This window comes from Streptomyces nigra, assembly GCF_003074055.1.
Lineage (GTDB): Bacteria > Actinomycetota > Actinomycetes > Streptomycetales > Streptomycetaceae > Streptomyces > Streptomyces nigra.
Genome location: NZ_CP029043.1, coordinates 3,359,436 through 3,379,878 on the forward strand (window position 1 = coordinate 3,359,436; position 20,443 = coordinate 3,379,878).

A 20,443-nucleotide genomic window follows, 5' to 3' on the forward strand; every position below is an offset into this window, starting at 1 on the left:
TTTGGTCGAGTGGTGAGCGGAAGGACGGACCCACGTGAACGGACCATTGATCGTCCAGTCGGACAAGACCCTGCTCCTCGAAGTGGATCACGAGCAGGCCGACGCGTGCCGTCGGGCGATCGCGGCGTTCGCGGAGCTGGAGCGGGCGCCCGAGCACATCCACACCTACCGGGTGACGCCGCTCGGCCTGTGGAACGCGCGCGCCGCCGGGCACGACGCCGAGCAGGTCGTCGACGCGCTGGTGACGTACAGCCGCTATCCGGTGCCGCACGCGCTGCTGGTCGACATCGCCGAGACGATGGACCGGTACGGCCGGCTCACGCTGTCCAAGCACCCCGCGCACGGCCTCGTGCTGACCACCACCGACCGTCCGGTCCTGGAGGAGGTGCTGCGCTCCAAGCGTGTCGCGCCGCTGGTCGGCAACCGCATCGACCCGGACACGGTCGCCGTGCACCCCTCCGAGCGCGGGCAGATCAAGCAGACGCTGCTCAAGCTGGGCTGGCCCGCCGAGGACCTCGCCGGGTACGTGGACGGCGAGGCGCACCCGATCGACCTGGACGAGGACGGCTGGGCGCTGCGGCCGTACCAGCGGCAGGCCGTGGAGAACTTCTGGCACGGCGGCAGCGGTGTCGTCGTCCTGCCCTGCGGCGCCGGGAAGACCCTGGTCGGTGCCGGGGCCATGGCCGAGGCCAAGTCGACGACGCTGATCCTCGTCACGAACACCGTGTCCGCCCGGCAGTGGAAGCACGAGCTGGTGAAGCGGACCTCGCTGACCGAGGAGGAGATCGGCGAGTACAGCGGGACGCGCAAGGAGATCCGCCCGGTCACCATCGCCACGTACCAGGTGCTGACGACCCGGCGGAAGGGCGTCTACCCGCACCTGGAGCTGTTCGACTCCCGGGACTGGGGCCTGATCCTCTACGACGAGGTGCATCTGCTGCCCGCGCCGGTCTTCAAGTTCACCGCCGACCTCCAGGCGCGGCGGCGGCTCGGGCTGACGGCGACGCTGGTCCGCGAGGACGGCCGGGAGTCCGACGTGTTCTCCCTGATCGGCCCCAAGCGGTTCGACGCTCCGTGGAAGGAGATCGAGGCGCAGGGCTACATCGCGCCCGCGGACTGCGTGGAGGTCCGGGTGAACCTCACGGACTCCGAGCGGCTCGCGTACGCCACCGCCGAGCAGGAGGAGAAGTACCGCTTCTGCGCGACGACCGACACCAAGCGGAAGGTCACCGAGGCGCTGGTGCGCCGGTTCGCCGGGCAGCAGATCCTGGTGATCGGCCAGTACATCGACCAGCTCGACGAGCTGGGCGAGCACCTGGACGCGCCGGTGATCAAGGGCGAGACGTCCAACGCGCAGCGGGAGAAGCTGTTCGAGGCGTTCCGGCAGGGCGAGATCAACGTGCTGGTGGTGTCCAAGGTCGCGAACTTCTCCATCGACCTGCCGGAGGCGACGGTCGCCATCCAGGTGTCGGGGACGTTCGGCTCGCGTCAGGAGGAGGCGCAGCGGCTCGGCCGGGTGCTGCGGCCCAAGGCGGACGGGCACCAGGCCCACTTCTACTCCGTGGTCGCGCGGGACACGCTCGACCAGGACTTCGCCGCCCACCGCCAGCGCTTCCTGGCGGAGCAGGGCTACGCGTACCGGATCGTGGACGCCGACGAGATCCTCGCGGAAGGCGCCGGGGGCACCGAGAGCTGAAGGCCCGGGAGGAACCGGCGATTCCGTACGGTCACGGTCGCTGACTTCGTGTCACCGTGACCGGCGGGTCCGTCACTTGTGGCGGACGCCCGCCTCCTCCCGGTACTCGCCGAGGACGATCACGTCGAAGGCGGCGCCCATGAACACCTTGACGGCGCGCAGGGCTTCACCGAGTCGATGACGGTGGCTCCCCTGGAGCGCGGTCGCTCCGCGGGGGGCCGCGGGGGCCGGGTGGATGGTTGCTGCGCTCATGTCTCCATGATGCGTCGGTGTCCGTAAAGCCCGCATCGGTCTCCGGGCCGAAGCCGGCTGCCGGTCCCGTACGTCTCGGGGCGGACGGGCCGCCCTGAAGGAGGACGGCGTCCCCTAGGGGGCGCCGGTTGCGGAGTGCCGGTGGGGGCGCCGGTTGCGGAGTGCCGGTGGGGGTGCCGGATATTCGTTGGCGTGCGCGGGACGGTCTCGCCTAAAATCTCCGCTCTTGCCCGCCTCCCCTCGCGGAGTGCCGCCGCCCGGACGGAAACCGGACGGCTCTCTCTCGTCCGATCCGCTCGTTGGTCATCCGGAGGCACCCCCTTGTCCAGGCCCGTCGACGACAGCCTCGACCCACTGGAGCGAGAGCGCTCCCATCTGGCGTCCTCACGCGCCGCGCTGCGCGCCATGCGCGAGGACGTCGAGTCCCTCGACATCCGCGACGTGAGCGCGAACTGGGTCAACGCCGAGGTGCTGACCCGGCAGATCGACGACCGCATCAAGGCGCTGGCCGACCTCAGCGACACCCCGCTGTTCTTCGGCCGGCTCGACTATCTGCACGCGCCGGGTGCCGAGGAGGCCGAGGGCGCGGAGGGGGAACGCTTCTACATCGGGCGGCGGCATGTGCACGACGCCGAGGGCGACCCGATGGTCGTCGACTGGCGTGCGCCGGTGTCTCAGCCGTTCTACCGGGCGTCCAAGAAGGACCCGATGGACATCGCGCTGCGCCGCCGCTTCGGCTACACCGGCGGCGATCTCACGGCGTACGAGGACGAGCACCTGTCCGACCCGGCGGAGGCGGCGCGCACCAGCAAGCTGCTCCAGCAGGAGATCGAACGGCCGCGTGTCGGCCCCATGCGGGACATCGTGGCGACGATCCAGCCCGAGCAGGACGAGATCGTACGGTCCGGGCTCGGCGGGACCGTGTGTGTGCAGGGCGGCCCGGGCACCGGGAAGACGGCCGTCGGCCTGCACCGGGTGGCGTATCTGCTGTACGCGCACCGGGAGCGGCTGGCCCGCACCGGCACGCTGGTGATCGGGCCGAACCGGTCCTTCCTGCACTACATCGAGCAGGTGCTGCCCGCGCTCGGCGAGCTGACGGTCCGCCAGGCCACGGTCGACGATCTCGTGGCCCAGGTCGAGGTGCGCGGCGCCGACGACGCGGCGGCCGCGGTGATCAAGGGTGACGCACGGATGGCCGAGGTGCTGCGGCGGGCGGTGTACGCGCACGTGACCATGCCGTCCGAGGCGGTGGTCGTGGTGCGCGGTTCACGGCGGTGGCGTGTCCCGGCGTACGAGGTCGAGGAGATCGTCCGCGAGTTGCTGGACCGCGGCATCCGGTACGGCGCCGCCCGCGAGGCGCTGCCGCAGCGGATCGCGCACGCGGTGCTGGTGCAGATGGAGCGGTCGGGCGAGGCGCCGGACGACCGGGTGCAGGACGCGGTGGCCCGCAACGCGGCGGTGAAGGCGGCCGTCAAGGCGATCTGGCCGCCGGTGGACCCGGCGAAGCTGGTGCTGCGGCTGCTGTCGGACGCGGAGTTCCTGGCGGAGCACGCGGACGGCGTCCTCGACGAGGCCGAGCAGCGGCCGATCCTGTGGGCGAAGCCGGCGCGGTCGGTGAAGTCGGCGAAGTGGTCGGCGGCGGACGCGGTGCTGATCGACGAGGCGAGCGACCTCGTGACGCGCACGCCGTCGCTGGGGCATGTGGTGCTGGACGAGGCGCAGGATCTGTCGCCGATGCAGTACCGGGCGGTGGGGCGGCGCTGCACGACCGGTTCGGCGACCGTGCTGGGCGACCTGGCGCAGGGGACCACTCCGTGGGCGACCCGCAGCTGGGAGGAGGCGCTGACGCACCTCGGCAAGCGGGACGGGGTGATCGAGGAGCTGACGGCCGGTTTCCGGGTGCCGACGGACGTCATCACGTACGCGTCGCGTCTGCTGCCGTCCATCGCGCCGGGGCTGGCGCCGGTGGCGTCGATCCGTGACAACCCCGGGTTCTTCGAGATCCGTACGGTCGAGGAGGCGGCGGAGGTCGCTTCCGCGTGCGAGGAGTCGCTGCGGCACGAGGGGTCGGTCGGGCTCATCGCCGCTGACGCGCGGGTGCCGGCGCTGGCGGAGGCGCTGAAGGCGGCGGGGCTGGAGTATCTGGCGCCGGGTGAGGAGACGACCCGGCGCGTCCCGCTGACACTGGTGCCGGCGTCGCTGGCGAAGGGGCTCGAGTACGACTACGTGGTCCTGGACGAACCGGGGGCCGTGGTGGAGGGGGAGCCGGATGAGCGGACGGGGTTGCGGCGGTTGTATGTGGCGCTGACTCGGGCGGTGTCGGGGTTGACCGTCACCCATACGGGGGCGTTGCCTGCGCAGTTGCTGTGAGTTGGGGCGGCTACGGGAGCGGGGGGTCGGCTTTGTGTGCCGGGTGCCGGCCGGTGGGGGCTGGTCGCGCAGTTCCCCGCGCCCCTGAAAGCACCTCCCGGCGCCCTGTGGAAGGCAGTGCCCCGCGCCCCGCGAAAGCACCTCCCCGCGACCGGTGAAAAAGCAGTGCCCGCGCCCCCAGCAGGCCCTAAAAGACCTTTGCCGGGGTGTCCAGGGCGGTTCTCCAGGTGGAGACCGCCTCTGCGGAGACCGGGCCCGTCCAGCCGGTCGGGCGGGCCGCGCCGCCGATGTGGAAGGCGTCGATGCCCGCCGCCAGGAGGTCCGGGACGTGGTCGAGGCGGAGGCCGCCGCCGACCAGGACGCGCTGTTCGTAGCCGGGCTCGCCGTCCCGTGCCGCCTCCGCGAGCAGCGTGGGCAGGCCGTCGTCGACGCCGCCCGCCGCCCCCGCCGTGAGGTAGGTGTCCAGGCCCGGCATCCCGTCGAGCTGTTTGCGCAGGGCGTCCCGGTCGGCGGCGCGGTCGATCGCCCGGTGGAACGTCCACCGGCACCCGTCCAGCTCCGCCACCACCCGCTCCATGGCGGCGAGGTCCACCGACCCGTCCGCGTCGAGGAAGCCGAGCACGAACGCGTCCGCCCCGGCGTCCCGCAGCTCGCGCGCCGCCCGGACGACCCGCTCGACGTCCCCCACCGCGAACCCGCCGGCCAGCCGCAGCATCACGCGCAGATCGATGTCGACGGCGGCGCGGATCCCGGTGAACGTCTCGACCGGCGGGGTGAGCCCGTCCGCCGCCATGTCGGTGACGAGTTCGAGCCGGTCCGCACCCCCGGCCTGGGCGGCGACCGCGTCCTCGACGCCGAGGGCGATCACCTCCAGGACTGCACGCTCGCTCATGGGACCCCATTCCTCGGCATTCGGCGGCGACAACTGGCGACTACAGGTCTAGTCCAATCCAAGCCTACGCCTGCCCATCCGGGGTCCCGCTCAACCCATGGCCGGAAACGGGGTCACCCGAAGATGTTCAGCTCCGCCGGCTCCGCGCCCGCCAGCTCGTACGACGCCCCGGCCGCCGGACGCCCGGAGTACAGCCGTACGAGGGTGGTGGCGTCGCCGATGTAGCGCGCCGGGGGCCGGGGAGCCAGCGGGTCGCCCAGCCGCAGGGGCTCGTCCACGTCGTCCAGGTCGGCCTGGAGCGGCACATGCCGACGCTCGCGCGTGAGCCACGCCAGCAGCGCCAGCGCGTCGGGCAGCCCGGCCCCGGCGTACGCCCCCGGCTCGCCCAGCGCCTCGCGCACGTCACCGGCGTGCACCCACTCGCCGAGCCCGACCCCGTCCAGGGCCCCGCCCGCCTTGGCGATCACCGGCCCCGCCTCGGTCATCGCCCGCTCCAGCTCGTCGACGATCCGGGCGTTGCTCCACCCGGCCCGCTCGACGATGTCCCGGTCGTTGGACTCGGGCGAGAACACGCCCTCCCCCAGCCGGTTGTCCACCACCCGGGTCAGCGCGGCCGAACTGTGCGCCAGCACATCCCGCACCGACCACCCCGGACACGCGGCCGTCCTGCGCGCGAAGTCCTCGTCGGGCCGCGTCCGCAGCAGCGGGACCAGCGTGTCCCGCTCGACGGTCAGCAGCCGCCCCGGCAGCTCCGGGTCCCGTACGTCGTGCACGTCAGCAGATGTCATGCCGTCCACGCTAGGGCGTCTCCGGTCGGTCGGGCCGGGCTTCCGGGCCGCGTACTCGCGTGGCCTCGGATCCCCTCGCATACCTGACGAAAGGTGTCGGGATTTGCCGGAAGGCTCCCGGGCACCGACATCGACGGGAGCTGAAGTGGCAGTGGAACGAACGGCAGTCAACCCGGTGACCTGGTCCGTGGCGTTGGGATTCAACCAGGGGGAGGTCGTCTCCGGGCACACCCGGACCCTGTACTGCTCCGGGCAGACCGCGATGGACGCGGAGGGGAAGCCGCAGCACGAGGGGGACATGGCCGCGCAGTTGGCGCTGAGCCTCGACAACCTGGAGGCCGTGCTCGGCGAGGCCGGCATGTCCCTCGCGAACCTCGTCCGGCTCAACGTCTGCACCACCGACGTCGACCGGCTCCTTCCGCACTACGGCGTACTGGCGTCGCGCCTGGGCGCCGCCGGGGTGGCACCGGCCACCACGATGCTCGGGGTGGCACGGCTGGCGGTCCCCGGTCAGCTGGTCGAGCTCGAGGGGACCGCCGTCGCGTAGGGCGACCCTCCGCCGTCCGCGGGCAGAATGGCGTCATGGCCGACCTCGATGACCTCCGCGCCCGCTGGTTGCGCACCCTGCTCGCCGCACGCGGCGACGACTCCTGCGCCATCGCGCCCGAGCGGTACGGGAAGGCGCTCCTGAAGCGCTGGTCCGAGCCGCAGCGGCGCTATCACACCGTGGACCACCTGACGGCGGTGCTGGACCACGTCGACGAGCTGGCGGAGTACGCGACGGACGTCGAGGCCGTCCGGCTCGCCGCGTGGTTCCACGACGCCGTGTATCTGCCCGACCGGTCGACCAACGAGGAGCGGTCCGCCCGGCTCGCCGAGCGGGCGCTTCCCGAGGCCGGGGTGCCCGCCGAGCGGACCGCGGAGGTGGCCCGGCTGGTGCGGCTCACCGTCACGCACGATCCGGCGCCCGGCGACCTGAACGGCGAGGTGCTGTGCGACGCCGACCTCGCGATCCTCGCCGCGCCGCCCTCGGCGTACGCGGCCTACACGGCCGCCGTCCGCGAGGAGTACCACTTCGTCCCGAACGACGCCTTCCGCGCCGGCCGCGCCGACGTGCTGCGGCAACTCCTCGACCTGCCCAGCCTGTTCCGCACGCCGTACGGCCGGGAGAAGTGGGAGGCGACCGCCCGCTACAACCTCTCCTCGGAACTGGAAATGCTGTCGCTCTGAGCCGTGCGGAACCGTAGCCTGCACGCCATGCGACACAGGGGCGGGGAACAGGTGACCGAGGCCGTGGCCGATGCCGTGGCGCTGCTGCGCACGGTGGCGGACCGGGACTGGGACGGGGTGAAGGCGGGGCGTCTCGACTGGAGTTGCCGCGCCACGGCCGAGCACATGGCCGGCGACCTCATCGCCTACGCGGGACAGCTCGCGGGACGGGCGCGGAGCGGATACGTCCCCTTCGAGATCACCCTGGACGAGGGCACCGGCAACGACGGTCTGCTCGACGTCCTCGAGACGACCGGCGTCCTGCTCACGGCGGTCCTGAGCACCACGCCGCCCGAGGTGCGCGCCTTCCACCCGTATCCGTTCCGCAGCGCGAACCGCGAGGGGTTCGCCGCGATGGGCGTCGCCGAGGTGCTGCTGCACACCCATGACATCGCCGTCGGGCTGGGGCTGGACTACGAACCCCCGGCCGGGCTCGCCCAGTTCGTGCTGACGACGATCTTCCCGGAGGTCCGGCCGGACCCCGACCCCTGGCGCACCCTCCTGTGGGCCACCGGCCGCGGCGATCTGCCCGGCCGTGCGCCGGTCGACGGCTGGCGCTGGAAGAACGACCTCGTCCTCACCTCGGACCGGCTCACCCTCCAGGGGCTCACCCCGGCCACCGCCGCCGATCTCGCCCAGGGCGGCGACGGCGGGTTCGACTGGGTCGTCGGCGGGCCCTACGAGGGGACGCGGGAGGCCGCCGGGATGCTGACGCAGGCGTACGAGGCGGGCGTGCACCGCCCCGAGTTCGGCGTGTTCGTGCTTCTGCGCCGGGAGGACGGTCTCGCGGTCGGCGGGATCGGCTTCCACGGCGCCCCGGACGAGGAGGGCCGCGCGGAGATCGGCTACGACCTGGTGGAGGGCGCCCGAGGCCGGGGCTACGCGGCGGAGGCACTGGACGCCCTGTCCCGGTGGGCGCTGGCCCGCGACGACGTCCACAGCCTGTGCGCGACGATCGAGGAGGACAACACCCCCTCGCAGCGGGTCGTCGAGCGCGCCGGTTACGTCCGCGCGAGCGTCGAGGAGGAGCGTGCGGCTCAGGAGCGGCACGAGGAGGGACCGCTGCGGCTGTACGTCCGCCGGGAGGCGGGCGCAGCCTCCGGTCAGTGACGCATGTCCTTCTTCCGCCTGCGCAGCCCGGCCCCGTACAGCAGCCGCACCACCTCGCGGCTGCTGACCTCGACCGCGCCCGCGCGGACCGCGTCGGCGTACCGGTGCGCGGGGAGGTCGTAGTGGTCGCGTTCGAACGCCCGGCGCGGGACGCCGATCCCGTCGGCGAACCGGTGCAGCTCGTCGTACGACACGTCGCTGACGACGTGCGACCACAGGCGGCCGTGGCCCGGCCAGGTGGGCGGGTCGATGTAGATCGTCACGCGGACGGCTTCCCGCCGAGCGCGGTCCCGAGCAGGCCGACCGGCGCGACCTTCACGCCCGCCTTGTGGCACACCCAGTGCGGGTCCGGCCCCAGTTCGGGCTCGACGTCCAGCGCGTGCGGCTCGCCGGTGCCGCAGACCGGGCACAGCGGCCAGCGGCCGTGCCGGTCGAGGAGCGCGTCCTGCACGTCCTGGGCGACCAGACCCGGCACGTACGCCACTCCGTCCGGCCACTGCTCCACCCACCAGCGGCGCTCGACCACGGACTGCTCCACCAGGGAGACGACGTCCGCCTCGGCGGCCTCGTCGGCCGCCAGGTCGGCGAGCACCAGGGCGCGGGCCGTGTGCAGCGCCTGTTCGATGGGGGTGACCGGGTCCATGCGTCTATTGTGCGCACTCTTGACCACGACCCGGCATTGAAAATACGTTTCATATGTGACCAATGACGTGAAGGAAACTTTCGGCCGCGCGCCCGCGCCCGCCGCCCTCGCGGCGAAGGTGCGTACGCTCGCCCCCTCGATGACCCGCTCCATGCAGCGGGTCGCGGAAGCGGTGGCGAAGGACCCCGCCGGCTGTGCGGCCCTCACGGTCACCGGGCTCGCGGAGCTCACCGGCACCAGCGAGGCCACCGTCGTACGCACCGCCCGTCTCCTCGGCTACCCCGGCTACCGCGATCTGCGGCTCGCCCTGGCCGGTCTGGCCGCCCAGCAGGAGTCGGGCCGCGCCCCCGCGATCACCACCGACATCGCCGTGGACGACCCGATCGCCGACGTCGTCGCCAAGCTGGCCTACGACGAGCAGCAGACCCTCGCCGACACCGCGGCCGGACTCGACACCGTCCAGCTCGGCGCGGCGGTCACCGCCGCCGCGGCGGCCCGCCGGATCGACGTGTACGGCATCGGGGCGAGCGGCCTGGTCGCCCAGGACCTCACGCAGAAGCTGCTGCGGATAGGGCTGATAGCGCACGCCCACAGCGATCCGCACCTCGCGGTGACGAACGCGGTGCAGCTGCGCGCCGGGGACGTGGCCATCGCGATCACGCACTCCGGTTCGACCGGGGACGTCATCGAGCCGCTGCGGGTCGCCTTCGAGCACGGGGCCACCACGGTCGCCATCACCGGGCGCCCCGACGGCCCGGTCACGCAGTACGCCGACCACGTCCTCACCACGTCGACGGCCCGCGAGAGCGAGCTGCGGCCCGCCGCCATGTCGTCCCGGACGAGCCAGCTCCTCGTCGTGGACTGCCTGTTCGTCGGGGTGGCGCAACGGACGTACGACACCGCGGCGCCCGCGCTGGCCGCCTCCTACGAGGCCCTGGCCCACCGGCACCGCCGCTAGGCCGTGTCCGTAAAGTCGCGTCGTCGAGCAACGAAGAGAGCCGCCCGCGCATGACCTCCGCTTCCACTCCTCGTGACCTCCGCGCCGAGCTGGAGACCCTGACCACCGAGGCGTTCCGGCCCGAGTTCGCCGAGATCGACCGGCTGCCGACCCTCGACATCGCCCGGATCATGAACGGCGAGGACGGCTCGGTGCCCGCCGCCGTCGCCCGGCGCCTGCCCGAGATCGCCGCCGCCGTCGACGCCGTCGCGGAGCGGATGGGCCGGGGCGGGCGCCTCGTCTACGCGGGCGCGGGCACCGCGGGCCGGCTCGGCGTGCTCGACGCCTCCGAGTGCCCGCCCACCTTCAACACCGACCCGGGGCAGGTCGTCGGCCTCATCGCGGGCGGCCCGAAGGCGGTGGTGACCTCCGTCGAGGGGGCCGAGGACTCCGCAGAGCTGGCCCGCGCCGACCTCGACGCGCTCACGCTGACCCCGCTGGACACGGTGGTCGGCGTCTCCGCCTCCGGGCGCACCCCGTACGCCGTCGGTGCCGTCGAACACGCCCGGCGGCTCGGCGCGTTGACGATCGGCCTGTCCTGCAACGCGGACAGCGCGCTGGCGGCCGCCGCCGAGCACGGCATCGAGGTCGTCGTCGGCCCGGAGCTGCTGACCGGCTCGACCCGGCTGAAGGCGGGCACGGCACAGAAGCTGGTCCTCAACATGCTGTCGACGATCACGATGATCCGGCTCGGCAAGACGTACGGGAACCTGATGGTCGACGTCCGCGCGTCCAACGAGAAGCTGCGGGCCCGCTCCCGCCGCATCGTCTCCCTCGCCACGGGCGCGGACCACGAGGCCGTCGAACGCGCCCTGACCGAGGCGGACGGCGAGGTGAAGACGGCCATCCTGGTCCTCCTCGCGGACGTCGACGGCCCGACAGCTACAGAACTGCTCAGCGCGGCGCGGGGGCATCTGCGGGAGGCGCTGCGAGAGGCCGGCGCCTGACCTCCGCCGCGTCCCGCAGCACCGCCACCAGCCGCTCGGCGGTCCGCACGTTGCACCGCCCCAACTGCACGAGGGCGTACGGCTCCTTCCCGGCCCCGGTGACGGGGTCCACGCACAGGGACGGCAGGACGACACCGACGGCGCCGAACGCCTCCCGCAGGGACGCGACGATCTCTTCGGAGGACCTCATGGGGGGTCACCTCTCCACGCGGAGTCACTGATTCGCCACACAGAGTGGCGGAATCGTCCCTAGGCTGGCCAGAGGGAACGTCCCAACACCCTTCGCTGTCCGACCGGGAGGTGCCATGCCGGGGCCCAAGGACCTGGATCCGTCGTCGTCGCCCCGTGCGCTGCTCGGCGCCGAGCTGCGGCACGCGCGCGAGAAGGCCGGCCTCAGCCAGGAGAAGCTGGGGCAACTGCTGTTCGTCAGCGGCTCGTTCGTCGGCCAGCTGGAGGCGGGGACCCGGCGGATCCAGCCCGACCAGGCCCGGGTGCTGGACGAAGTGCTGGGCACGGACGACTTCTTCCAGCGCAACTGCCGGGTGACGGCGCAGTCCCGGTATCCGGAGCACTTCGCGCAGGCGGCGGAGGCCGAGGCGACGGCCACGGAGATCCGTGAGTACGCCCCGCTCCTCGTCCCCGGCCTGCTGCAGACGCCCGCCTACGCCGAGGCGGTGTGCCGGGCCTACCAGCCGACCGCCCCGCAGGAGACGATCGACCGGCTGGTGAGCGCGCGGATGGAGCGGACGCGTCTGCTCAGCGATCCAACACACCCGTTGTTGTGGGTGGTTCTGGACGAGGGCGCGTTGCGGCGGGTCACCGGCGGACGCGAGGTGATGGCGGAGGCACTGCGGCACATCGCCGCCCTGATGCGCCGCAGCCGGGTCATCGTCCAGGTGCTGCCCTTCGAGGGCGGGGCGCACGCCGCCATGCAGGGCGCCCTCAAGCTGATGGAGTTCGAGGACGCGCCCCCGCTCGTCTACTTCGAAGGAGTCGGCACCGGACGGCTGGAGGACGACCCCGCCACCGTCCGACGCCGACGGCACACCTACGAGCTGCTCGCGGCCTGCGCGCTGTCTCCGTACAAGTCCCTGGCCCTCATCGAGGCCATGGCGCAGGATTACGCGCATGAGGAGCATCCCTGAGCAGGACCTGAAGGCGGCCACCTGGCACAAGTCCCGTCACAGCGGCGGCGATGGCGGCAACTGCCTCGAAGTCACCCACGACTTCCCCACCCTCGTCCCCGTCCGTGATTCCAAGACCCCCGGCGGACCGGCGCTCGTCTTTTCCGAATCCGCGTGGGAGGCCTTCGTCGAAGCGGTCAGGATCTGACCTAAACGACTTCTACGGTGGGCTCATGACCGACACCACGAACACCACCACCGTCACGGACGAGCGCGCCGACCTCCTGGAGACGCTCGCCAAGCACCGGCACTTCCTGCGGTTCACCACGCGTGATCTCACCGACGAGCAGGCGGGCATCCGGAGCACCGCCAGCGCGCTGTGTCTGGGCGGGCTGATCAAGCACGTCACGTCGGTGGAGCAGAAGTGGGCCGACTTCATCGTGGACGGACCGGCCGCGATGCCCGACTTCTCGACGATGACCGAGGCGGACTTCGCCAAGCGCGCCGACGAGTTCCGGATGCTGCCGGGCGAGACGCTGGCCGGGGTGCTGGCGGAGTACGAGGAGGTCGCCCGGCGCACCGACGAGCTCGTCGCGAAGCTGCCGGACCTGAACGCGTCCCACCCGCTGCCGCGGGCGCCGTGGTTCGACGAGGACGCCCGCTGGTCGGCCCGCAGGGTGCTGCTGCACATCATCGCCGAGACCGCGCAGCACGCCGGTCACGCCGACATCATCAGGGAGTCCCTGGACGGGGCGAGGACGATGGGCTGAGAGTTGGCGCGAAGGGGTGGGGACTGCCCAGACTGGGGTCCATGAACCACGCCCAGATGACCGCCCTGGGCCGTGCTCTCCGTGTCCTCGGTGAGCACGGCGACGCCCTCTCCGCGGACACGCCCGACGCGAAGCTGCACGAGATGAAGGCGGATCTGCGCCGCGCGCTGGAGCTGCTCGACGAGAGCGTCTCCGGCGCGGCGCCGGCCACGCGCTGCCCGGAGCATCCGAACGGGCCGGTCGACGAGAACGCGCACGACCTGTGCCTGCTCTGCGAGACCCGGCGCCGGGCCGCGCGGCGTTCGGAGTTCAACGGCCCCGACGTGCCCCGGTCCCCCGAGCCGACGGCGCCGTCCCGGTACGGGGTGCGGGGCGACCGCCCCCAGCCCCAGCAGCGCTGGCTGCCGGAGCTGTGGAACGGCCAGGAGTGGCAGTTGTGCGGGACCCCGCGCCGCGACCGCCAGGAGGCCGAGCTGTATCTCGCCGCCCAGCGGCGCGGGCCGCGCGCGGCGATGGCGTACCGGCTGGTGCACGAGTTCACCGACTACGAGGTGCTGCGGATCTGGGGCACCCCGGTGAAGGTCGACATCGAGCCCCTGGGCAATCTGTAGCCGCTACTCCACCGTGGCGGGCTCGCGTGCCGACCGCGAGGACCACCCTGCAGCGGCGAGGCACCCCGTGTCCCCCACCCCTTCCCCAGCGTGACGGCCGCGCGGGGCCGGGGTCAGCTGAGGGTCCGCAGCGACGCGGCGTCGTACGGCTTCAGCTCGTCGATGCGGCCCTCGAGGACCTTCGCCGCCCACTGCGGGTCCTGCAGCAGGGCGCGACCGACGGCCACCAGGTCGTACTCGTCGCGCTCCAGCGCGTCCAGCAGGTCGTCGAAGCCCTTGGTGGCGGAGCCCTCCCCCACGAACGCCCGGATGAACTCGCCGTCGAGGCCGACCGAGCCGACCGTGATGGTGGGGCGGCCGGTCAGCTTCTTCGTCCAGCCCGCGAGGTTGAGGTCGGAGCCGTCGAACTCCGGGATCCAGTAGCGGCGGGTGGAGGCGTGGAAGGCGTCGACACCGGCGGCGGCGAGCGGGGCGAGGATGGCCTCCAGCTCCTGCGGGGTCTCCGCGAGGCGCGCGTCGTACGCCTCCTGCTTCCACTGCGAGTAGCGGAAGATCACCGGGAAGGTGGGCGACACCCGCTCGCGTACGGCGGCCACGATCTCGGCGGCGAAGAGCGTGCGCGCGACCGGGTCACCGCCGTAGGCGTCGGTGCGGCGGTTGGTGCCCGCCCACAGGAACTGGTCGACCAGGTAGCCGTGCGCGCCGTGGATCTCCACGCCGTCGAAGCCGATGCGCTCGGCGTCGGCGGCGGCCTCCGCGAAGGCGGCGATCACGTCGTCCAGGTCCTGGCGGGTCATCGCGCGGCCGGTGGGCTCGTCGGCGCCGATGCGCAGCCCGGAGGGGCCGATGGCCGGGGCGTCCGGGAAGGGCTGCTGGCCCTGCTCGCGGACCATGCCGATGTGCCACAGCTGCGGCACGATCGTGCCGTCCGCCGCGTGCACCGCCTCGGCGACCTTCGCCCAGCCGGCCAGCTGCTCCTCGCCGTGGAACCGGGGCACCCGGTCGCTCTGGCCCGCCGACGGGTGCCCGACATAGGTGCCCTCGGTGACGATCAGACCGACGCCGGACGCCGCCCGGCGCGCGTAGTACGACAGCACGTCCTCCCCGGGGACGCCGCCCGGCGAGAACATCCGGGTCATCGGCGCCATCACGATGCGGTTCGGGACGGTGAGGCCGTTGATGACGGCCGGCCGGGACAGGATCTCGGCCGCACGGGAGGCGGCGGGCTGGGCGAGGGTCATACGGGGGGCTCCTCGGTGGGGGATGCGGTCGACTGACCGGGCAGTATGTGCGCGTGCATTGTTACACCACCTTAAGCACTTCCCCGGCTCCCCCGCATCCCGTTCGCCGTTCCCGTCCGCGTGAGCCCGGACACGCCGAAGGGCGGCACCTCCTGCCGGAACAGGAAGTGCCGCCCTCCGTGTAGGACGTGGACCGTCCGGGGCCGGGGGCCCCGAGGACGATCAGAAGTCCATGTCACCGCCCGGCATGCCGCCGCCGGCCGGGGCCGCGGCCTTCTCCGGCTTGTCGGCGATGACGGCCTCGGTGGTGAGGAACAGCGCGGCGATCGACGCGGCGTTCTGCAGCGCGGAGCGCGTCACCTTGGCCGGGTCGATGATGCCCTCGGCGACCAGGTCGACGTACTCACCGGTCGCGGCGTTCAGGCCGTGACCCGGGGTGAGGTTGCGGACCTTCTCCACCACGACGCCGCCCTCGAGACCGGCGTTGACGGCGATCTGCTTCAGCGGGGCCTCGAGCGCGAGCTTGACGGCGGCCGCACCGGTCGCCTCGTCGCCCTGGAGCTCCAGCTTCTCGAAGACGCTGGAGGCCTGCAGCAGGGCCACGCCACCACCGGCGACGATGCCCTCCTCGACGGCCGCCTTGGCGTTGCGCACGGCGTCCTCGATGCGGTGCTTGCGCTCCTTGAGCTCCACCTCGGTGGCGGCACCGGCCTTGATGACCGCGACACCGCCGGCGAGCTTCGCCAGGCGCTCCTGCAGCTTCTCGCGGTCGTAGTCCGAGTCGCTGTTCTCGATCTCGGCGCGGATCTGGTTGACCCGGCCCTGGACCTGCTCGGAGGAGCCGGCACCGTCGACGATGGTGGTCTCGTCCTTGGTGATGACGACCTTGCGGGCCTTGCCCAGGAGGTCCAGGGAGGTGTTCTCCAGCTTGAGACCGACCTCCTCGGAGATGACCTCGCCACCGGTGAGGATGGCGATGTCGTTCAGCATCGCCTTGCGGCGGTCGCCGAAGCCCGGGGCCTTGACCGCGACGGACTTGAAGGTGCCGCGGATCTTGTTGACGACCAGGGTCGACAGGGCCTCGCCCTCGACGTCCTCGGCGATGATCAGCAGCGGCTTGCCCGACTGCATGACCTTCTCCAGGAGCGGGAGCAGGTCCTTGACGTTGGCGATCTTGGAGTTCGCGATCAGGATGTACGGGTCGTCGAGAACGGCCTCCATACGCTCCATGTCGGTGGCGAAGTACGCCGAGATGTAGCCCTTGTCGAAGCGCATACCCTCGGTGAGCTCCAGCTCCAGACCGAAGGTCTGGGACTCCTCGACGGTGATGACGCCTTCCTTGCCGACCTTGTCCATGGCCTCGGCGATGAGCTCGCCGATCTGGGTGTCGGCGGCGGAGATGGAGGCCGTGGAAGCGATCTGCTCCTTGGTCTCGACATCCTTGGCCTGCTCGAGCAGGGCGGCGCTGACGGCCTCGACGGCACGCTCGATGCCGCGCTTGAGGGCCATCGGGTTGGCGCCGGCGGCGACGTTGCGCAGGCCCTCCTTGACCAGGGCCTGGGCGAGGACGGTCGCGGTGGTCGTACCGTCACCGGCGACGTCGTCCGTCTTCTTGGCGACTTCCTTGACCAGCTCGGCGCCGATCTTCTCGTACGGGTCCTCGAGCTCGATCTCCTTGGCGATGGAGACACCATCGTTGGTGATCGTGGGGGCGCCCCACTTCTTCTCGAGGACGACGTTGCGGCCCTTGGGGCCGAGCGTCACCTTGACGGCGTCCGCGAGCTGGTTCATGCCGCGCTCGAGGCCGCGCCGCGCCTCCTCGTCGAACGCGATGATCTTGGCCATGTGAAGTGGTCCCTCCAGGACTGGGGGTGATTCCTTCGGACCGCGCCCGCGCCCGCGACGGACGGCTCGCCGGCCGCGTGGTTCCTTGCCCCACCTGGCCTGCGGGCCTCACCGACCCGGTCCTCCTTTGTCACTCTCACCTTCAGAGTGCTAACGCCAATGATTAGCACTCGGGGTACGAGAGTGCAAGGCGCCCGCGCTGCGCGCCCGTCGCGCACAGGGGCGCGCGGGCACGGCGAAGGGCCCGCGCCCCCAGGAGGCGCGGGCCCTTCGAAGAAGAACGTCGCTGCTGTTCGTCGACGCGTGCTTCAGCCGGTCGCCAGCCGGACCATGTCCGCCTGCGGCCCCTTCTGACCCTGCGAGATCTCGAAATCGACCCGCTGGCCCTCTTCCAGGGTGCGGTAACCGTCCATCTGGATCGCGCTGTAGTGGACGAAAACATCCGCACCACCGTCGACCGCGATGAAGCCGTACCCCTTCTCCGCGTTGAACCACTTGACGGTGCCCTGAGCCATGCCTAACTCCCCTATTACTGGCCCTTGCACAGATCCACACTTCGCGGATCCGGGTCAGACCTCACCCCCCAATCGGTCGGGGGCGTGCGCCGGAACGCGTCGACCGCGGCTGAATGTATCTGCCCAACTGCCGTCTGCAACAGGTCAATCGGACGAGAAATCCGGGCACGACCGGTCGGGAATGTGGGGACAATTCCGCTGACTTCGCGTCAAGTCCGGCCGGACAAACGGGGCATGAGTCGCAAAAGGGCCGCGCACTTTGGCTACTTCTTGTCGGGCCGGCGGCACGCATCAAAGGCGGCCGGTCCGTGAACCGGCGGTGCGTTCCCCAACTGTACCCCGCTCAATCACACAGAATTGCCTCCTCCGTTTCTCTCACGGAGGAGGCAATTCGATGAACGCTCGGTGACTGAGGTTACCGAAGGTAATGTTCAGTCATCCGGTCAGCCGCCGGCGACGGCCGGAATGATGGAGACACCGGCGCCGTCCGGAGTGGCGGTCTCCAGACCCTGCTCGAAACGCACGTCGTCGTCGTTCACGTACACGTTCACGAAGCGGCGGAGCTTGCCCTGGTCGTCCAGCACACGGGCGGCGATCCCCGTGTGGTTCTTCTCCAGGTCGGAGATGACCTCGGCCAGGGTCGCGCCCTCGGCGGCGACCTCGGCCCGACCGCCGGTGTAGGTGCGCAGGATGGTCGGGATGCGAACGGTCACGCTCATGCGAGGCCAGCCTCTCGGAAGGAGTCAAGGTTGGGACGAATCGTCGCGGTGAGGCCCGTACCCGCCACCGCGTCCAGCGTCTTCAGGCCGTCACCGGTGTTCAGGACGACCGTGGTCTTGGTGGGGTCGAGCACCCCGCTCTCGATGAGCTTCTTCGTGACGCCCACCGTCACACCGCCCGCGGTCTCGGCGAAGACGCCCTCCGTGCGCGCGAGCAGCTTGATCGCCTGCACGATCTCGGCGTCCGTCACGTCCTCCACCGCACCGCCCGTGCGGCGCGCGATGTCCAGGACGTAGGGGCCGTCGGCCGGGTTGCCGATGGCGAGCGACTTGGCGATGGTGTCCGGCTTCTGCGGGCGGACCACGTCGTGCCCCGCCTTGAAGGCGGTGGACACCGGCGAGCAGCCCTCGGCCTGGGCACCGAAGATCTTGTACGGCTTGTCCTCGACCAGCCCGAGCTTGATCAGCTCCTGGAGGCCCTTGTCGATCTTGGTGAGCTGGGAGCCGGAGGCGATCGGGACGACCAGCTGGTCCGGCAGGCGCCAGCCGAGCTGCTCGCAGATCTCGTACGCGAGCGTCTTGGAGCCCTCGGCGTAGTACGGCCGCAGGTTGACGTTCACGAAGCCCCAGCCCTCACCGGCCGGGTCGCCGATCAGCTCGGAGCAGAAACGGTTCACGTCGTCGTAGTTGCCCTCGATGCCGACAAGCTCGCCGCCGTAGATCGCGGCCATGACGACCTTGCCCTGCTCCAGGTCGTGCGGGATGAACACGCACGAGCGGAGGCCGGCGCGGGCCGCGGCGGCGCCCACGGCGCCGGCCAGGTTGCCCGTCGAGGAGCAGGACAGGGTGGTGAAGCCGAAGGCGCGCGCGGCCTCCAGGGCCTGCGCGACCACGCGGTCCTTGAAGCTGTGCGTCGGGTTGCCGGAGTCGTCCTTGACGTACAGGCCGCCGGTGACGCCCAGTTCGCGGGCGAGGTTGTCGGCCTTGACGAGCTTGGTCCAGCCGGGGTTGATGTTCGGCTTGTCCGCCACGTCGGCCGGGACGGGCAGCAGGGGCGCGTAGCGCCAGATGTTCGCGGGGCCCGCCTCGATGCGCTGACGGAGCTTCTCGGTGTCGTAGCCGGAGAAGTCGTAGGCGATCTCGAGCGGGCCGAAACACTCCTCGCAGGCGAAGACCGGGCCGAGCGGGACGCGGTGGCCGCACTCGCGACAGGAGAGCGCCGCTGCGGGGCCGAGGTCTACGGTGGAGTCGGTGCTGCTTGCAACAGTCTGCACAGCCATGTGAGGCGAGGCCCTTTCTCCTCATCTTCCTCACGACGCATCTCGCCGTGAGACGGATTTGGCACCTTCCCTAGCCGGGAGCCTCGCGAGGACGATCAACGGTGACGATCGACGCTGATCTACGAGAACCGACTGGAGGGTTGCCGGGGCTTCATCGGGCCGTGTCCCTCTGCCCCTCTGGATGAGCGGTATGCGGTTGTACTGCGGTTGTGAACCCGGGCGACCCTGACATGCGATGGTCACTCGCGTTGTTCAAGACTGTAACCGAAGGCCAGGACAGTTGAGAGAGCCGTCCGAACCGCGAGATGGATCACCGACGTCGTTCGACAGTGAGGAGCCGCCGACCGTGCTGGAAGAAGTCGAGCGCTGGCTGATCAGCCGCTCCTGGTCCCTGGCCGACCGCCCGCTGCACCATGTCCTGGCCGCCAAGCAGCGCAGCGGCCAGTCGGTGTCGGTCGTCCTGCCCGCGCTCAACGAGGAGGAGACGGTCGGCGACATCGTCGCGATCATCGCCCACGACCTGGTGCACCAGGTGCCGCTGGTCGACGAGATCGTCGTCGTCGACTCCGGGTCCACCGACCGCACCGCCGAGGTCGCCGCGGCGGCCGGCGCGCGGGTCGTGCACCGCGACGACATCCTGCCCCGCGTCCCGGCCGTGCCCGGCAAGGGCGAGGTGCTGTGGCGGTCGCTGCTGGTCACGGGCGGGGACATCGTCTGCTTCGTCGACGCCGACCTGCGCGAGTTCTCCTCGGACTTCGTCCTCGGCATCGTCGGGCCGCTGCTCACCGACCCCGGGGTCGACCTGGTCAAGGCGATGTACGACCGCCCGCTCGGCGGCGCCTCCGGGCAGGGCGGCCGCGTCACCGAACTGATGGCCCGCCCGCTGCTGAACATGCACTGGCCGCAGCTGGCCGGATTCGTACAGCCCCTCGGCGGCGAGTACGCGGCCCGGCGCAGCCTGCTTGAGCAGCTGCCCTTCCCGGTCGGGTACGGCGTCGAGCTGGGCATGCTGGTGGACGCCCTGCATCTGGTGGGACTGGACGCTCTCGCGCAGGTGGACGTGGGGGTGCGCAAGCACCGGCACCAGGACGGGCAGGCGCTGGGCCGGATGTCCGCGGCGATCTACCGCACCGCCCAGCTGCGGCTGGCGCGCGGGCATCTGGTGCGTCCGGCGCTGACCCAGTTCGAGCGCGGCGCCGACGGTTTCGAGCCTCGGACGTACTCGGTGGACACCGAGGAGCGCCCGCCGATGGTGGAGATCGCGGAGTACGCGACGCGCAGGGTCGCGTGAACGCCGGGCACCGGCCGTATACAGCGCGTGCGTGAGCCCCCACTGAGCCGAACCGTACGTTTGAGCGTTTCCGGGCCGGGCTA

Annotated in this window: 23 protein-coding genes and 1 riboswitch; of the genes, 12 read left to right on the top strand and 11 right to left on the bottom strand. The window is 71.5% G+C overall.

Annotated elements, in window-relative coordinates; translation table 11 throughout:
- The first annotated feature begins 34 nt into the window (after nt 1-34).
- Nucleotides 35-1,696, top strand: coding sequence for a DNA repair helicase XPB (locus DC008_RS15350; protein WP_055625095.1), 1,662 nt, complete (start codon nt 35-37; stop codon nt 1,694-1,696).
- A 72-nt stretch (nt 1,697-1,768) separates the two neighbouring features.
- Here DC008_RS15350 and DC008_RS15355 read toward each other — a convergent pair whose 3' ends face one another.
- A complete protein-coding gene (locus tag DC008_RS15355) occupies nt 1,769-1,948 on the bottom strand; it encodes a hypothetical protein (RefSeq protein WP_055625096.1) in 180 nt (59 codons plus the stop codon).
- Nucleotides 1,949-2,269: 321 nt separating this feature from the next.
- Here DC008_RS15355 and DC008_RS15360 point away from each other — a divergent pair, with 321 nt between their 5' ends.
- Nucleotides 2,270-4,318 (top strand): HelD family protein, encoded by a 2,049-nt coding sequence (locus tag DC008_RS15360; RefSeq protein ID WP_108707477.1) that lies wholly within the window; start codon nt 2,270-2,272, stop codon nt 4,316-4,318.
- A 187-nt stretch (nt 4,319-4,505) separates the two neighbouring features.
- On the opposite strand, the gene DC008_RS15365 is transcribed toward DC008_RS15360, so the two are convergent.
- Together DC008_RS15365 and DC008_RS15370 are read right to left on the bottom strand one after the other, a co-directional pair.
- On the bottom strand, nt 4,506-5,210 hold the full coding sequence (locus tag DC008_RS15365) for a copper homeostasis protein CutC (protein WP_108707478.1): 705 nt from the start codon (nt 5,208-5,210) through the stop codon (nt 4,506-4,508).
- 113 nt (nt 5,211-5,323) lie between these two features.
- Nucleotides 5,324-5,998: a maleylpyruvate isomerase family mycothiol-dependent enzyme gene (locus DC008_RS15370; protein ID WP_208645878.1), complete on the bottom strand. Its 675-nt coding sequence runs from the start codon at nt 5,996-5,998 to the stop codon at nt 5,324-5,326.
- Nucleotides 5,999-6,149: 151 nt separating this feature from the next.
- Between DC008_RS15370 and DC008_RS15375 the strand changes: the two genes are divergently transcribed.
- The 3 genes from DC008_RS15375 to DC008_RS15385 are packed head-to-tail and all read left to right on the top strand — an operon-like array spanning nt 6,150 to nt 8,377.
- On the top strand, nt 6,150-6,545 hold the full coding sequence (locus tag DC008_RS15375) for a RidA family protein (RefSeq protein WP_108707480.1): 396 nt from the start codon (nt 6,150-6,152) through the stop codon (nt 6,543-6,545).
- Between the two features lie 35 nt (nt 6,546-6,580).
- Complete coding sequence (locus tag DC008_RS15380; protein WP_108707481.1) at nt 6,581-7,228, top strand: HD domain-containing protein; 648 nt, start codon at nt 6,581-6,583, stop codon at nt 7,226-7,228.
- 27 nt (nt 7,229-7,255) lie between these two features.
- On the top strand, nt 7,256-8,377 hold the full coding sequence (locus tag DC008_RS15385; RefSeq protein ID WP_108707482.1) for a GNAT family N-acetyltransferase: 1,122 nt from the start codon (nt 7,256-7,258) through the stop codon (nt 8,375-8,377).
- On the opposite strand, the gene DC008_RS15390 is transcribed toward DC008_RS15385, so the two are convergent.
- A complete protein-coding gene (locus tag DC008_RS15390) occupies nt 8,371-8,640 on the bottom strand; it encodes a DUF4031 domain-containing protein (protein ID WP_108707483.1) in 270 nt (89 codons plus the stop codon). The genes DC008_RS15385 and DC008_RS15390 overlap by 7 nt on opposite strands.
- On the bottom strand, nt 8,637-9,020 hold the full coding sequence (locus DC008_RS15395) for a hypothetical protein (protein WP_108707484.1): 384 nt from the start codon (nt 9,018-9,020) through the stop codon (nt 8,637-8,639). Before DC008_RS15395 ends, DC008_RS15390 begins: the two co-directional genes overlap by 4 nt.
- Before the next feature lie 55 nt (nt 9,021-9,075).
- Here DC008_RS15395 and DC008_RS15400 point away from each other — a divergent pair, with 55 nt between their 5' ends.
- Both DC008_RS15400 and murQ read left to right on the top strand, forming a co-directional pair.
- Nucleotides 9,076-9,978, top strand: coding sequence for a MurR/RpiR family transcriptional regulator (locus tag DC008_RS15400; RefSeq protein WP_055625104.1), 903 nt, complete (start codon nt 9,076-9,078; stop codon nt 9,976-9,978).
- A 50-nt stretch (nt 9,979-10,028) separates the two neighbouring features.
- Nucleotides 10,029-10,964, top strand: coding sequence for an N-acetylmuramic acid 6-phosphate etherase (gene murQ / locus DC008_RS15405; RefSeq protein WP_108707485.1), 936 nt, complete (start codon nt 10,029-10,031; stop codon nt 10,962-10,964).
- On the opposite strand, the gene DC008_RS15410 is transcribed toward murQ, so the two are convergent.
- The gene (locus DC008_RS15410; protein ID WP_079033907.1) at nt 10,912-11,154 is read right to left on the bottom strand and encodes a hypothetical protein; all 243 of its coding nucleotides are present in this window, start codon (nt 11,152-11,154) and stop codon (nt 10,912-10,914) included. The two genes, murQ and DC008_RS15410, sit on opposite strands and share 53 nt — an antisense overlap.
- A 115-nt stretch (nt 11,155-11,269) precedes the next feature.
- Here DC008_RS15410 and DC008_RS15415 point away from each other — a divergent pair, with 115 nt between their 5' ends.
- From DC008_RS15415 to DC008_RS15430, 4 genes are read left to right on the top strand one after another with little or no spacing between them, the layout of a single operon-like run.
- A complete protein-coding gene (locus DC008_RS15415) occupies nt 11,270-12,109 on the top strand; it encodes a helix-turn-helix domain-containing protein (protein WP_108707486.1) in 840 nt (279 codons plus the stop codon).
- Complete coding sequence (locus DC008_RS15420; RefSeq protein WP_108707487.1) at nt 12,093-12,296, top strand: DUF397 domain-containing protein; 204 nt, start codon at nt 12,093-12,095, stop codon at nt 12,294-12,296. Before DC008_RS15415 ends, DC008_RS15420 begins: the two co-directional genes overlap by 17 nt.
- Nucleotides 12,297-12,321: 25 nt before the next feature.
- Complete coding sequence (locus DC008_RS15425; protein WP_108707488.1) at nt 12,322-12,858, top strand: DinB family protein; 537 nt, start codon at nt 12,322-12,324, stop codon at nt 12,856-12,858.
- 41 nt (nt 12,859-12,899) lie between these two features.
- The gene (locus DC008_RS15430) at nt 12,900-13,469 is read left to right on the top strand and encodes a hypothetical protein (protein WP_108707489.1); all 570 of its coding nucleotides are present in this window, start codon (nt 12,900-12,902) and stop codon (nt 13,467-13,469) included.
- Nucleotides 13,470-13,582: 113 nt separating this feature from the next.
- Here the strand turns inward: DC008_RS15430 and DC008_RS15435 are convergent, their stop codons facing one another.
- The 5 genes from DC008_RS15435 to thrC all read right to left on the bottom strand — a co-directional run bounded on the left by DC008_RS15435 (nt 13,583) and on the right by thrC (nt 19,069).
- Nucleotides 13,583-14,710 carry an NADH:flavin oxidoreductase gene (locus tag DC008_RS15435; RefSeq protein WP_108707490.1) on the bottom strand — a complete coding sequence of 376 codons (1,128 nt, stop codon included), beginning with the start codon at nt 14,708-14,710 and terminating at the stop codon, nt 13,583-13,585.
- Between the two features lie 222 nt (nt 14,711-14,932).
- A complete protein-coding gene (gene groL / locus DC008_RS15440) occupies nt 14,933-16,555 on the bottom strand; it encodes a chaperonin GroEL (RefSeq protein WP_108707491.1) in 1,623 nt (540 codons plus the stop codon).
- Nucleotides 16,556-16,863: 308 nt separating this feature from the next.
- Nucleotides 16,864-17,070, bottom strand: a complete 207-nt coding sequence (locus DC008_RS15445; RefSeq protein WP_007493268.1) for a cold-shock protein — start codon at nt 17,068-17,070, stop codon at nt 16,864-16,866.
- 443 nt (nt 17,071-17,513) lie between these two features.
- On the bottom strand, nt 17,514-17,789 hold the full coding sequence (locus DC008_RS15450; protein WP_108707492.1) for a MoaD/ThiS family protein: 276 nt from the start codon (nt 17,787-17,789) through the stop codon (nt 17,514-17,516).
- Nucleotides 17,786-19,069, bottom strand: a complete 1,284-nt coding sequence (thrC, locus tag DC008_RS15455) for a threonine synthase (RefSeq protein ID WP_108707493.1) — start codon at nt 19,067-19,069, stop codon at nt 17,786-17,788. The genes DC008_RS15450 and thrC overlap by 4 nt, the downstream gene beginning before the upstream one ends.
- 18 nt (nt 19,070-19,087) lie before the next feature.
- Nucleotides 19,088-19,257: riboswitch (SAM riboswitch) on the bottom strand.
- Between the two features lie 158 nt (nt 19,258-19,415).
- Here thrC and DC008_RS15460 point away from each other — a divergent pair.
- Nucleotides 19,416-20,360 carry a glucosyl-3-phosphoglycerate synthase gene (locus tag DC008_RS15460; RefSeq protein ID WP_108707494.1) on the top strand — a complete coding sequence of 315 codons (945 nt, stop codon included), beginning with the start codon at nt 19,416-19,418 and terminating at the stop codon, nt 20,358-20,360.
- Nucleotides 20,361-20,443: the final 83 nt, after the last annotated feature.

Coding starts and splice junctions, on each gene's coding strand:
- DC008_RS15415 (WP_108707486.1), top strand. CDS start 11,270: ATGCCGGGGCCCAAGGACCTGGATCCGTCGTCGTCGCCCCGTGCGCTG.
- DC008_RS15370 (WP_208645878.1), bottom strand. CDS start 5,998: ATGACATCTGCTGACGTGCACGACGTACGGGACCCGGAGCTGCCGGGG.
- DC008_RS15365 (WP_108707478.1), bottom strand. CDS start 5,210: ATGAGCGAGCGTGCAGTCCTGGAGGTGATCGCCCTCGGCGTCGAGGAC.
- DC008_RS15380 (WP_108707481.1), top strand. CDS start 6,581: ATGGCCGACCTCGATGACCTCCGCGCCCGCTGGTTGCGCACCCTGCTC.
- DC008_RS15425 (WP_108707488.1), top strand. CDS start 12,322: ATGACCGACACCACGAACACCACCACCGTCACGGACGAGCGCGCCGAC.
- thrC (WP_108707493.1), bottom strand. CDS start 19,069: ATGGCTGTGCAGACTGTTGCAAGCAGCACCGACTCCACCGTAGACCTC.
- DC008_RS15435 (WP_108707490.1), bottom strand. CDS start 14,710: ATGACCCTCGCCCAGCCCGCCGCCTCCCGTGCGGCCGAGATCCTGTCC.
- DC008_RS15395 (WP_108707484.1), bottom strand. CDS start 9,020: ATGGACCCGGTCACCCCCATCGAACAGGCGCTGCACACGGCCCGCGCC.
- murQ (WP_108707485.1), top strand. CDS start 10,029: ATGACCTCCGCTTCCACTCCTCGTGACCTCCGCGCCGAGCTGGAGACC.
- groL (WP_108707491.1), bottom strand. CDS start 16,555: ATGGCCAAGATCATCGCGTTCGACGAGGAGGCGCGGCGCGGCCTCGAG.
- DC008_RS15355 (WP_055625096.1), bottom strand. CDS start 1,948: ATGAGCGCAGCAACCATCCACCCGGCCCCCGCGGCCCCCCGCGGAGCG.
- DC008_RS15450 (WP_108707492.1), bottom strand. CDS start 17,789: ATGAGCGTGACCGTTCGCATCCCGACCATCCTGCGCACCTACACCGGC.
- DC008_RS15385 (WP_108707482.1), top strand. CDS start 7,256: ATGCGACACAGGGGCGGGGAACAGGTGACCGAGGCCGTGGCCGATGCC.
- DC008_RS15420 (WP_108707487.1), top strand. CDS start 12,093: ATGAGGAGCATCCCTGAGCAGGACCTGAAGGCGGCCACCTGGCACAAG.
- DC008_RS15410 (WP_079033907.1), bottom strand. CDS start 11,154: ATGAGGTCCTCCGAAGAGATCGTCGCGTCCCTGCGGGAGGCGTTCGGC.
- DC008_RS15430 (WP_108707489.1), top strand. CDS start 12,900: ATGAACCACGCCCAGATGACCGCCCTGGGCCGTGCTCTCCGTGTCCTC.
- DC008_RS15445 (WP_007493268.1), bottom strand. CDS start 17,070: ATGGCTCAGGGCACCGTCAAGTGGTTCAACGCGGAGAAGGGGTACGGC.